General features: G+C 41.5%; 11 protein-coding genes. 7 read left to right on the top strand and 4 right to left on the bottom strand.

What is annotated here, in order from left to right; genetic code table 11:
• Positions 1 to 218 precede the first annotated feature (218 nt).
• From AC1W6K_RS07775 to bioA, 3 genes are read left to right on the top strand one after another with little or no spacing between them, the layout of a single operon-like run.
• On the top strand, positions 219 to 1,355 hold the full coding sequence (locus AC1W6K_RS07775; RefSeq protein ID WP_481947058.1) for an aminotransferase class I/II-fold pyridoxal phosphate-dependent enzyme: 1,137 nt from the start codon (positions 219 to 221) through the stop codon (positions 1,353 to 1,355).
• Entirely contained in the window at positions 1,348 to 1,953 is a 606-nt protein-coding gene (gene bioD / locus AC1W6K_RS07780; RefSeq protein ID WP_481947059.1) for a dethiobiotin synthase, read from the top strand. The genes AC1W6K_RS07775 and bioD overlap by 8 nt, the downstream gene beginning before the upstream one ends.
• Positions 1,931 to 3,226, top strand: a complete 1,296-nt coding sequence (gene bioA, locus AC1W6K_RS07785) for an adenosylmethionine--8-amino-7-oxononanoate transaminase (protein WP_481947060.1) — start codon at positions 1,931 to 1,933, stop codon at positions 3,224 to 3,226. Before bioD ends, bioA begins: the two co-directional genes overlap by 23 nt.
• Here the strand turns inward: bioA and AC1W6K_RS07790 are convergent.
• Positions 3,215 to 3,649 (bottom strand): nuclear transport factor 2 family protein, encoded by a 435-nt coding sequence (locus AC1W6K_RS07790; protein WP_481947061.1) that lies wholly within the window; start codon positions 3,647 to 3,649, stop codon positions 3,215 to 3,217. The genes bioA and AC1W6K_RS07790 overlap by 12 nt on opposite strands.
• 90 nt (positions 3,650 to 3,739) lie before the next feature.
• On the opposite strand from AC1W6K_RS07790, the gene AC1W6K_RS07795 reads away from it, so the two are divergent.
• A complete protein-coding gene (locus tag AC1W6K_RS07795; protein ID WP_481947062.1) occupies positions 3,740 to 4,306 on the top strand; it encodes a HupE/UreJ family protein in 567 nt (188 codons plus the stop codon).
• Positions 4,307 to 4,358: 52 nt separating this feature from the next.
• Here AC1W6K_RS07795 and AC1W6K_RS07800 read toward each other — a convergent pair whose 3' ends face one another.
• Both AC1W6K_RS07800 and AC1W6K_RS07805 read right to left on the bottom strand, forming a co-directional pair.
• Positions 4,359 to 5,339, bottom strand: a complete 981-nt coding sequence (locus AC1W6K_RS07800; RefSeq protein WP_481719714.1) for a ribonucleoside-diphosphate reductase small subunit — start codon at positions 5,337 to 5,339, stop codon at positions 4,359 to 4,361.
• Positions 5,340 to 5,429: 90 nt separating this feature from the next.
• Positions 5,430 to 6,008, bottom strand: a complete 579-nt coding sequence (locus AC1W6K_RS07805) for a hypothetical protein (RefSeq protein WP_481719712.1) — start codon at positions 6,006 to 6,008, stop codon at positions 5,430 to 5,432.
• Between the two features lie 112 nt (positions 6,009 to 6,120).
• Between AC1W6K_RS07805 and uvrA the strand changes: the two genes are divergently transcribed.
• The 3 genes from uvrA (at position 6,121) to AC1W6K_RS07820 (ending at position 12,447) form a co-directional block, all read left to right on the top strand.
• Positions 6,121 to 8,955: an excinuclease ABC subunit UvrA gene (gene uvrA, locus AC1W6K_RS07810; RefSeq protein ID WP_481719710.1), complete on the top strand. Its 2,835-nt coding sequence runs from the start codon at positions 6,121 to 6,123 to the stop codon at positions 8,953 to 8,955.
• A gap of 5 nt (positions 8,956 to 8,960) precedes the next feature.
• Positions 8,961 to 10,445, top strand: coding sequence for an NADH-quinone oxidoreductase subunit N (locus AC1W6K_RS07815; RefSeq protein WP_481947063.1), 1,485 nt, complete (start codon positions 8,961 to 8,963; stop codon positions 10,443 to 10,445).
• A gap of 85 nt (positions 10,446 to 10,530) precedes the next feature.
• Positions 10,531 to 12,447 (top strand): amidophosphoribosyltransferase, encoded by a 1,917-nt coding sequence (locus AC1W6K_RS07820; protein ID WP_481947064.1) that lies wholly within the window; start codon positions 10,531 to 10,533, stop codon positions 12,445 to 12,447.
• Between the two features lie 8 nt (positions 12,448 to 12,455).
• Here the strand turns inward: AC1W6K_RS07820 and AC1W6K_RS07825 are convergent, their stop codons facing one another.
• Positions 12,456 to 12,704 carry a hypothetical protein gene (locus tag AC1W6K_RS07825; protein ID WP_481947065.1) on the bottom strand — a complete coding sequence of 83 codons (249 nt, stop codon included), beginning with the start codon at positions 12,702 to 12,704 and terminating at the stop codon, positions 12,456 to 12,458.
• Positions 12,705 to 12,890 lie beyond the last annotated feature (186 nt).

Here is a 12,890-nt window from a genome sequence, read left to right on the forward strand (position 1 = left end):
TGATGTTCTTTTTTGATTGATCAATCCTCATTGAATCGTAAAATTCGATACCGGAACTATTTGGTAAGGAGCTAATAAAAGAGGGATTGTCTACATTGAAGCGCTCTCGTATCGAAACGCTTTGCAATACTACATGCTAAGTGTCAGATTGTCAAGCATTTTCTTTTGTTTTTACACCAAAGCCCGATTATTTCGTATTTTTACGACCAATCTAGGTCATGAAATCAGCTAACGAACTCCTAATCACGCAATTGAATGAACGTAAAGCCGCTGGGCTATTGCGTGAAACCAAATGTGTGGATGACCTCATCGACTTTTGTTCCAATGATTATTTAGGATTTGCGCGCAACCGAGAACTGGGTGAAGCGATGGCGACAAATTATTCTGCGTGGCTGGGCCAACAATCCTTAGAAACGCCAATCAATGGTGCTACGGGATCTCGCCTTATTTCGGGGCATAGTAAACTCGTTGACATTTTTGAAACACAATGCGCCGCCATGCATCAAGCAGAAGCAGCCTTATTATTTAGTTCGGGATATGAAGCGAACATCGGTTTAATTGCCGCTTTAGCCCAAAAGGACCATGTTATTTTTTGTGATAAATTATTACATGCCAGTTTAATCGATGGTTTACGTTTAAGTGCGGCGGAACGCCGGATATTTAAACATAACGATCTGGAGGATTTGGTGCACTTATTGGAACAATATCCCATCGCTACCACCAAATGGGTTGTTGTCGAATCCATCTATTCCATGGATGGCGACCAGGCTCCTTTGGCTGAATTAATTGCCCTTCGTGAAAAATATCAGTTTGAACTACTAGTAGATGAAGCGCACGCAGGGGGACTTTATGGTTCAAAAGGAGAGGGATTGGGTGCTGCGTTTCCTGAAATTTTTGCACGCGTCATCACTTTCGGAAAAGCATGGGGAAATGCAGGTGCTGTGGTCCTAGGCTCTACGATTTTAAAACAGTTTTTAATCAATTTTGCGCGCCCGTTTATATACTCCACAGCGCCCACACCAGAGCATGTACATCATTTATTAACGTCCATGCCGATTGTCCAGCAAGCTGATGAAGCAAGGATCAGGTTGAAAAATAATATTGACTTGTTCCGAAAAAACATCAAAGCGACCTCTTGGGGCCCAAGTGAAACAGCCATTCAAACCTTTTTTGTTTCGGGAAATGAAGCCGTTCGTGCCGTTGCCAAATCCGCACAAGATGCTGGGTTCGCAGTTAAGCCAATCGTGTATCCTACAGTCCCGAAAGGCAAAGAACGCATCCGAATTACCTTAACATCCTTGACAAAAGAAATCGACATATTGGCCCTTATACAAACCCTCGAATCGCATGCCTAAGCAATTTATAATCGCTGGAATTGGTACTGAAATAGGCAAAACAGTTTGTTCAGCCATTGTTACAAAAGCAATACAAGCCGCTTATTGGAAACCAATTCAAGCTGGAAATTTAAATGATGGAGATGCGTATTGGATCCAGAAATGGGTTCCAGAAACCAAGATATTTCCATCTGTGTACGCACTAAATCATCCACTTTCACCCCATACCGCGGCAGAGCTAGATGGGGTAAGCATCGAAATAGAGGCATTTTCCTTGCCTGAGACGGCACAAAATTTGGTGGTGGAATTAGCTGGTGGAATCATGGTTCCGCTTAACGACAACCAAACCAATTTGGATCTGATTAAATACCTAGGACTGCCCGTTATTTTGGTCAGTAAAAATTATTTAGGAAGCATCAACCATACCTTGATGACCTATGAAATATTAAAATCGCACCACATCCCCATCGAAGGAATTATCTTTAATGGCCAAACAAATAGTTCGGGCGAAGCGTTTATTGTCAAACATACGGGACTTCCTGTTTTGTTGCGCGTCAACGAAGAAAAAGAAATTAACTCCAGCATCATCGCTCACTATGCCCAATCACTCCAACGCTAATTTAGCTCAACGAGATGCCGCAGTTATTTGGCATCCATTCACACAGCATCAAATCGAACCTCTTTCGATTCCAATTACGCATGGAGAAGGCGTTTATTTAGTTGACGCAGATGGCAAAAAATACATCGATGCCATCTCCTCCTGGTGGGTTAGTATTCATGGACATGCACATCCTTACTTAGCACAAAAAATTTACGAGCAAGCGTTAAAACTAGAACAAGTTATTTTTGCTGGCTTTACGCACGAACCAGCTATTCAATTGGCTGAGCGTTTACTTGGGCATTTGCCCGCTAATTTTCAGAAAGTTTTCTATTCGGATAATGGAAGTACGGCGGTGGAAGTGGGCGTTAAGATGGCCTTGCAATTTTTCCACAATCAAGGACAAACACAAAAGCGGAAAATCATTGCTTTTGAGGATGCTTACCATGGTGACACCTTTGGGGCGATGAGTCTCGGAGCGCCAAGCGCCTTCAATGCACCATTTCAAGATATGTTATTTGAGGTAGAATTTCTACCTAGCCCATGTAATCCCGAAGCTTGTATCGCAGCCATGCGTGAAAAAATGCAAGATGCTGAAACGTATGCAGCCTTTATATTTGAGCCTTTGATTCAAGGTGCGGGTGGGATGAAAATGTATGCCCCAGAGACATTGGATGCGTTGATTTCTTTGGCGCATGCCAACAAGCTTTTGTGTATAGCCGATGAAATCATGACGGGTTTTGGTCGGACGGGCAAGTGGTTTGCGATGGATTATTTGCAGCATAAACCCGATATAGCTTGTTTCTCGAAAGGCTTGACTGGAGGCATGATGGCGATGGGAATCACTACATGTTCGAATGAACTTTTCGATACATTTCTATCGGATGACCGCAAAAAAATGCTTTTTCATAGTCATTCCTTTACCGCAAATCCGATGGCCTGCGCTGTTTCCCTAGCGAGTTTAGATCTGATGGAGAAACCGGAAACTTGGGAAAATATTGCGCGTGTTCAAGCGCGGCATGAGGCTTGGATAGAAAAAATACGCCCACATCGCATCATTCGAAACCTACGTGTGCAAGGGACAATCCTAGCATTTGAATTAGAAGATGGACAGGAAAATGGGTATATGCATTCGATTCGAGATGATGCGTATCAATATTTCATAAATAAAGGGATCCTTATGAGACCCCTCGGTAATACCATTTATATTTTAGCTCCCTATTGCATCAGCAACGATGAACTGGAAATTATTTATTCGGAAATCGAAAATTTCGCCGCTGGACTAGTTGGCTAATTTCGTCGACTGCCAAGAAACCATTTGCCAGCGACCATCTTCAAACACGAAAACATCTGTAAATCGCAATTTAAGTGGCGCTTCTTTCCCTTCGGCATTAATCGTAACGATATTAACAATTCCCGTGTTAATACCTGTTTTCCCATATACACGCGTCGTCAATTCCGCAGGCTCAATTGATTGATAATTAGATTTTCCAGAGAAAATAGAGGCAACGTAGGACTCCTTGTTGTCAGCAACTCCACTGGAATGAAAATATACTAAATCTTTGTGAAAAGCGGCCTCTAAGCCTGCGCGGTCTTTGGCAACCATCACTTTAAATCTACTTAATTCGGCTTGTTTTAGTGATGCAACATCTGCTTTTTGAGCTAGTGAGATTAACGTCAAACAGGCAAATAACAGGGTTAATAGGCTAGTTTTCATGTAGTTAATTTAAATTTAAAGTCATATTAATAAAAAAATTACTCAAAATAATGGGGTAATTAAATAAATTGTGCTAACTAAACCAAACTCATGTCTACATTCCAAACGTATCTGTTACTTGGATTACAGCATATTCTCAACTGGCAAGCCTTAGATCATTTGTTGTTTATTCTCGCCATCACCTGTATTTATACCTTGACTGACTTGAAGCGACTATTTTATTTAGTCAGTGCGTTCACCTTAGGACATTCGCTTACATTGGTATTAGCCACAATAAAACTAATTGAAATTTCAGCTAATTGGATTGAATGGTTGATTCCGTGTACCATATTGATAACTGCTTTGACTAACCTTCGCTTTAAAGAGCGCCAAAAACATAAAAATACCTATTGGATGGTTACGGCTTTCGGTTTGATTCACGGTTTAGGGTTCTCAAATTATTTACAGAGTTTATTAGGTAAAGAAGCCGGAATTGTCGGACCACTTTTTGCATTTAATGTTGGTCTTGAATTAGGCCAAATGATTGTCGTTGCAGTTATTCTAGGTCTAGGGACATTATTGATGCATATTTTGCATGTACGTCAACGGACCTATGTGCTTGTCTTATCGGGAATTATCATTGGTTTAGTCTTGCCGATGATTCTGGAAAGATGGTAAAAAAAATGCCCTGAATTTCTCCAGGGCATTTTTTAAAAAACTTATATTCATATTAAAAATCTTCACTCATAGAGAATGACATAGATTCTTTATCGGACATGACACCTGATTTTTGATATTCAGCCACACGCTTTTCGAAGAAATTAGTCTTCCCTTGCAATGAAATCATTTCCATAAAATCGAATGGATTGGTCGCGTTGTAGTTCTTTTGGCATCCTAAAGAAACCAACAAACGATCCGCTACAAACTCAATGTATTGACACATCAATTCTGAATTCATGCCAATCAAGGAAACTGGCAAAGCGACCGTAACAAATTCTTTTTCAATTTCTACCGCATTTAAAATGATCTCGTAAATACGCTCTTGAGAAATTTTATTTTTGATGTGATCGGTGTATAATAGACATGCAAAATCACAATGTAAACCTTCATCACGCGAGATCAATTCATTGGAGAATGATAGACCTGGCATTAAGCCACGTTTCTTCAACCAGAAAATCGAACAAAACGAGCCGGAAAAGAAGATTCCTTCAACGGCTGCAAATGAGATGAGACGTTCTACAAAATTGTCGCTTTCAATCCACTTCAATGCCCAATCCGCTTTCTTCTTCACGCAGTCAATCGTCTCAATGGCACGTAACAAATGGTCTTTCTCTTTTGGGTCGTTAATGTAAGTATCAATCAGAAGAGAATACGTTTCTGAGTGAATGTTTTCCATCATGATTTGAAAACCATAGAAACATTTTGCTTCAGCATATTGTACCTCTTTCAAGAAATTGTTTGCTAAATTTTCATTCACGATACCGTCAGAGGCCGCGAAAAAAGCTAGAACGTGAGAGATAAAATGACGTTCTCCGTCATTTAATTTCTTCCAATCTGACAAATCTTGTTGAAGGTCAATCTCTTCAGCCGTCCAAAAAGAGGCTTGGGATTGCTTGTAGAATCTCCAGATATCATCGTGTTTGATTGGAAATAAAACGAAACGACTTGGGTCCTCTATTAAAAGAGGTTCAGAAAAAAGTTCTTTTGACATGTGAAATATAAATGAATTCGAAATTAAGAATTTATCGCTTATAATATTAAAATACTAAGACTATATTTTGGGCTAAATTGTTTTAAATTTTTAAAAGAAAAATCCGCCTACTTGAACGACCAACGCTGTGCCGTAGGGGGAGTTCGATCCAGCCGTATAATTTAAGTCATACATGACGTTTAAATTAATTCCTAGTTTGGATCCAATGCCTATGCCAACTAAAACGGGCGTGGAATATTTCATCTTATTCGCGGGGCTTGCAATGTCTTGAAAATTTTCAATTTGGGCAGTTAAATACCCCTGGCCAATCATCGCTGATAAAGCCGGCACAAATTGACGAACAAAGATTCGTTGGCCTAATAAATTAGACGCTTGAAAACCTCGGAAAGAAAAATATTGATAGGTAAGACCTACCCCTAAAATCGTATTATTTGTTAGCATATACCCCGCCATAGGCGAAATACCTATGCTAGTTGGATTACCAAAACTTAATCCCGAAATCCCTCCCCCAAAGTGCAATCGTTGGCGAAATGGCAAGTCTTTCACATCGGGTTCGATATCGAGATCCCCTTTTGCCCCTTCCTCTGAAATGACGACAGGATCTTGTGCTTGACTTGCAAATGAGATTGAAAGAAGAGCAAAGGCGAAAAATAAGATTATTGATTTCATTTTATCAGTTTATAATGTTTCCAAGGCTTCATTCCCCCTTACCTTTGGCAATCCTCCAAGGTTTGCCAAAGGTAGCGTTGGGTTTGTCAAAATTAAAGGATAATTTTGAGATATGAGTTCTCCTTTGCCCCAAGATTTCGAAAATTTAGACCCTAGGTCCTACATCATTATCAAAGGTGCGCGCGTACATAATCTCAAGGGAGTCGACGTAGCCATACCCCGCAATAAATTAGTCGTTATTACAGGCCTTTCAGGCTCGGGAAAATCTTCACTCGCATTTGATACGCTTTTTGCAGAAGGCCAACGCATGTACGTTGAAAGTCTGAATTCCTATGCGCGCCAATTTTTAGGCCGCATGGAAAAACCGGCCGTTGATTACATTCGTGGAGTTTCTCCGGCGATTGCCATCGAGCAAAAAGTAAATACAAAAAATCCGCGGTCAACGGTGGGGACGACTACCGAGATCTACGATTATCTCAAATTATTATTCGCCCGAATCGGTAAAACCTATTCGCCCGTGTCTGGGAAAGAGGTCAAGAAAGATTCTGTATCCACCATAGTCGATTGGATTGGAACATATCCCGACAAAAAAGTCCTAATCCTCGCGCCTTTAGTAGCGCATCCTGACCGTAGCATTTTGGATGAATGCCAGCTACTCATTCAAAAAGGATATACGCGTCTGAAAATTAAGGACGAAATTGTCGAATTAGAAGAACTCGTTGATGAAGCCGACAACCTAAAAAAACTTCAAGCCAAACCAGGTGAAATTGCTATTTTAGTTGACCGACTGATTAGCAAACCAGAGGATGAAGAAACCATTTTCCGACTAGGCGATTCGGTTCAAACAGCCTATTTCGAGGGCGAAGGGGTTTGTTGGATCGAAGTCGAAGGCCAAAAACGCACCCAATTCTCCAATAAATTCGAACTCGATGGTCAGGTTTTTGAAGAACCAAGCCTCAATTTGTTTTCGTTCAATAACCCGTACGGCGCGTGTAAAAATTGTGAAGGTTACGGTAAAGTCTTGGGGCTCGATCCTGACCTTGTCATTCCAGATCAAAACCTCTCCGTCTACGAAGGAGCGATTGCCCCATGGCGCAGCGAGCGCATGAGCGAATGGCTACATCCTTTATTGCGCAACGGCATTCATTTTGATTTCCCAATTCACCGACCTTACAAAGATTTAAGCACCAAAGAGCAGCAATTACTTTGGAAAGGGAATAAATACTTTGCGGGATTAAATCAGTTTTTTGACCATCTCGAAAAAGAGACCTACAAAATTCAATACCGCGTTCTCCTATCCCGCTACCGGGGCAAAACAACGTGTCCAGAATGCCAGGGGTCTCGATTACGTGGCGACGCTGCGAATGTGAAAATCCTCGATACGTCGATTATCGATTTGGTACTTTGGCCCATTTCGAAGACTAAAAAATTCTTTGATTCACTGCAATTGTCTGAAACAGATCAGAAAATTGCCAAACGAATTTTAATCGAAATCACGAACCGACTGGACTACATGGACCGCGTGGGATTAGGGTATTTGACCTTAAACCGACTTACCTCTACCCTTTCCGGCGGCGAATTTCAGCGTATTAAATTAGCCACTTCCTTAGGCAGTGCGCTCGTAGGTTCCATGTACATCCTAGATGAACCCAGCATTGGCCTACATCCGCGGGATACGGAGCGATTAATTTCTGTTTTGGAATTGCTAAAGTCCATGGGCAATACGGTCATCGTGGTCGAACATGAAGAAGATATCATGCGGGCTGCAGATCAGATTATTGATATTGGGCCGGAAGCAGGCCGACATGGCGGAAATTTGATCTTCCAAGGCAATCTTGCTGAGGCGCTGAAAGACGACAAAACCGACAGCCACACCCTACGATTTTTACGTGGTGCGGATAAGATTGAGATTCCCTCATTCCGAAGAAAACCGTTGGCATTTATTGAGATAAAAGGCGCGAATGAGAATAATTTAAAGAATTTGGACGTTAAAATTCCTCTAGGCATATTATCGGTGGTAACTGGCGTCAGCGGTTCGGGTAAGTCGACCTTGATCCGTAAAATCCTTTACCCGGCTGTGCTGCGTCACTTGCAATTAGGGACGGAAGAAACGGGTAGATTTCGCGAATTAGGTGGGAGTTTGAACAAAATTGCGGGTGTAGAGATGGTGGACCAGCAGCCTATCGGGAAGTCATCGCGGTCGAATCCGATCACGTATATTAAGGCCTACGACGCGATTCGCTTGTTGTTTTCTGAACTTCCTTTAGCAAAAACGCGTGGATATAAACCGGCTCATTTTTCATTTAATGTTGAGGGTGGGCGCTGCGAAACCTGCCAGGGAGAAGGGGAAATAACGATTGAAATGCAATTCATGGCCGATATCAAATTGACCTGCGAATCATGCAACGGTCAGCGTTTTAAGCAAGAAGTACTCGATATTAAATTCCAAGATAAAAACATCGCAGATATTCTCGATTTAACCGTCGAAGAAAGCATTCCATTTTTCCACGAAAAATCACCTAAAATAGCTGAGAAAATTGATCCACTTTTTCAAGTAGGACTAGGCTATATTAAATTAGGCCAAAGCTCAAATTCACTCTCGGGTGGTGAAGCGCAACGCGTCAAATTAGCGAGTTTTTTGGGCAAAGGAAATTCCAATAAAGGGAAAACTTTATTTATTTTTGATGAGCCCACGACGGGTTTACACTTCCATGATATTAAAAAATTACTCAAGGCAATGAATGATTTGGTGGAGCAAGGAGATACGGTGATTATTATTGAACATAATATGGAGGTGGTGAAATGTGCGGATCACATCATCGACTTAGGTCCTGAAGGGGGCGAGTTAGGAGGATATATCAGCTACGAAGGAACACCGGAGGATATGATCAGTTTGAAAAAGAATCCTACGGCCCACTATTTGAAAGAAAAATTACCGACCAACTAAAGTCTATGTTTTCAACCGAATTCCTTTCTAGTATTTCGAGTAAAATGACCGGGACGACACAGGGATTTTCGTTGGTGTTACCGGAATTAGTAGTCGCTGGCTGTTTACTTATCAGTATTTTTGCTGATTTATTTATACATGGCAAACCAGCCAAAGTAGCTAATTCGTGGCGCTATTTCATGGCACAATTGGGGTTGTTTTTGGCAATGGGGTTGTCTTTCCAACGCATGTCGCAGGGATTAGCTGGCTTTGTTAGCTTTCAACTTTTCCAAGTTAATATTGGGTCAAACACGACAAATACACTGATTATTGCCCTAGGGGTACTTTTACTTGGCCTAAACCAATTACATCGAAAAGATTTCTCATTGGAGGAAAATATAGGATTTTCATCTATTCTATTAGGAAGTTTACTGACTTCGATGAGTTCGCATTTTTTATCGTTATTTCTGAGTTTAGAACTCATTTCAATGGGGACGTATGTGTTAGTTGGCATGCGCAAAGATTCTACTGGCGCGCGGGCGGCCTTACCTTATGTTTTGTTTGGACTTGGTACCTCGGCGATCCTGCTTTATGGAATTTCCCTTATCTATGGACTGAGCGGTACGATGTATTGGTTTTCAGCGGATTTAAGTCGGGGATTATCAACGGCAGATCCGATTTTTGCTTACACAGCCTTGGGCTTACTGGCTGTGGGTATCTTATTTAAAATGGCTTGGGTGCCCTTCCATCCTTGGAGTCCGGATGTGCTGGAAAGTTTACCTGCGTCGTGGATGAGTTGGATTTCAGTCGCCCCCAAAATTGCGGTTAGTATTTTGGGCATTAAGCTCGTGCATTACGTCCCACTTTCGATGGATTCGACGATTAGTTTCTTAGCAATTGCGACGCTATTGGTGGGGAATTTAGCGGCGATGGGTCAAAAAAACAGCAAACGATTACTTGCCTACTCAAGCATAGCGCATGGGGGTTTTATGGCAATGGTGTGGTTATTTCCGGCTGATCAGGCGCTGAAAGCCTTGTTGTTTTATGGATTTTTATATGGAATAAGTACATTTTTGGTATTCTATCAAGTGGATGAAGTGATTGGGGATTCGATTCAGTCGGATGACATGGGGGCCTGGGCGGGCTATTCGCAACGCCAACCGCTGAGATCGGTGACTTTGTTGGTGGGTTTAATCGCCATGATCGGCCTACCTCCAGCTGGAACGTTTTTAGCGAAGGTCACCTACTTTAGCCAGTTGTTGGAAAAGTACCAAAACAGCTTAAAAACAAGTGTTTTGGCATTACTAATTGTTTCCCTCTTGGTTACATTGGTATCCGTCTTTTATTATTTACGAATTCCGTATCAAATTTATTTAAAAAAGGGGGCAGATGGAATTGCCATACAGGAAGCTAAATTTAACGCGAAGGATTGTGGCTATGTACTTTTGGCAATACTTTTAATTGCTGCTTTAATCCGTCCAAACCTATTTTTTGAGCTTATAAAAGTTTAAATAAAAAATAAAAAATAACCCGAATTGCTGATAATAATTCCCTAATTTTAGGCTTTATTTTAGTAAAATCTTCTCCTAAACCTACATGTCTGAATCCATCAAACACGAATGCGGAATTGCACTAATCCGAATGCGAAAACCTTTTCAGCATTACCTCGATAAGTACAATACGCCGATGTATGGCTTGAATAAGTTGTATTTGATGATGGAGAAGCAGGTGAATCGAGGGCAAGATGGAGCGGGGATTGCGAATATTAAAATAGATGTCAAACCGGGTAGCAGGTATATCAGTCGCTACCGTTCCGTAGAACCCCAAGCCGTTGCGGATATTTTTGGGAAGATTAATAAGAAATTCAAGAAAGCGCAAAAATTAGCGAAGGATACAAAACGGGAAACGGGAATCGATGCGGTTCATGATGCTACGTGGTGGCAAGAAAATGTGGCCTTTACAGGGGAGGTGCTTTTAGGGCACCTGCGTTATGGTACTCATGGTCAAAATGAAATTGAGAATTGTCATCCGATGTTACGCCAAAACAACTGGCGGAGCAGGAATTTGGTGATGGCAGGGAATTTTAATATGACCAATGTAGATGATTTGTTTGACAAATTAGTATCGTTGGGCCAGCATCCAAAAGAGAAAGTGGATACCGTGACGGTGATGGAAAAGATTGGTCACTTTTTAGATGAGGAGAATCAGCGTCAGTTTGGCAAGTTTAAGGACAAGTATGAAAATCCAGAATTATCGGATGTACTTGCGGCAAATATCGATTTAAAACGTGTTTTAGAGCGTTCGTGCAAGGATTTTGATGGAGGTTATGCGATGGTGGGAATGACTGGGTACGGCGCTTCGTTTGTAGCGCGTGATCCGGCGGGTATCCGACCAGCGTATTATTACATGGATGATGAAGTCGTTGTGGTGGCTTCGGAGAAGCAAGCGATAAAAACTTCGTTTAATTGCGCGTATGACCAAATTAAAGAGATTACACCGGGTCATGCCTTGATTATTGAAATGGATGCTTCAGTTAGCGAGGTGCCTTTTATTGACCGTGTTGAGCAGAAATCGTGTTCGTTTGAGCGTATTTATTTCTCGCGTGGTTCGGATCCAGATATTTACCGGGAGCGTAAGAAGTTAGGTCGCTTGTTGATTCCTCAGATTTTAGATGAGGTCAAAAATGACTTGAAACATACCGTGTTTTCGTATATCCCCAATACCGCTGAAAGTGCGTTTTTGGGAATGATTGATGGATTAGAAGATCATTTGGCGAAGGAGCGAAAGAAGGCCATCATGGAGGGTGTGTTGTTCGAAGAGCAATTGGAGGAGTTATTAACCTTCCGTCCGCGTGTCGAAAAACTGATTTCCAAAGATGTTAAGGTTCGTACTTTCATTGCGAGTGATGCGATGCGGGATGACATGGTTGCCCACGTATACGACACCACGTATGAGGTGATTGAAAAAGGGGTGGATTCGGTGGTATTAATTGATGATTCAATTGTGCGCGGAACGACTTTAGAGAAGAGTATTTTAAGTTTGTTGGATAAATTATCCCCCAAGAAAATTGTCATTGTTTCCTCGGCGCCACAAATCAGATATCCAGATTGTTACGGGATTGATATGTCCAAAATGATGGAATTTGTTGCTTTTCGGGCAGCACTTGCCTTGTTGAAGGAACGTGGAATGGAAGATATTTTAGATGAGGTGAACTTGAAATGCTTGTTGGCCCTTGAAAATGGAACGGCAACGAGTGAAAACTTTGTGAAGGCGATTTATGCGCCGTTCACTGACGAGGAGATCTCGAACAAAATTGCGGAGATTGTTAAGCCAAAGAATTTGCAAGCCGAGTTGTCCATTGTATACCAGACGGTTCCCAGCTTGAATTTGGCCTGCCCAGATCATTTAGGCGATTGGTATTTCACAGGTAATTTCCCTACACCGGGTGGAAACCAGGTGGTGAATAAATCATTCGTGAATTTCATGAAGGGAATTGAAGTTCGAGCTTACTAGTTGTGATTTTATTTCCAACGGTCTAGGCCGCCTTCGATCATCGGTTCTTCTAGAAAAGTCAAATTCCCATCATCCTCTAAAACGATGGTGATATACTCCCATTGTTTATCGTAACGCGGAATTTGACAAATCCATTGATTTTGATTGTTTCGAATCGCTACGGTAAAGTAGGAACGAAGGGTTGTAGATGAATATAATTCAACAACTTTCTTTCCTTGCATGTAGGCAAAAAGTCGGTTGAAGAAAGAAACTTGCATCGCTTAATTTGAGAGTGTAGATCAATTATGACTCAAAAATACCTCCTGTAAAAAGCAGACGAAAAAATTATTTATCGAGTGGTCTCAAATTTATTAATAGGCGACTAAAACACCCCCTTTTAGGGTCTGAGTACCTCCGAAATCAATAGACTCATATTCAATGGCATACACGTAGGTTTCTTGAGG

This window comes from Aquirufa sp. (assembly GCF_964796385.1).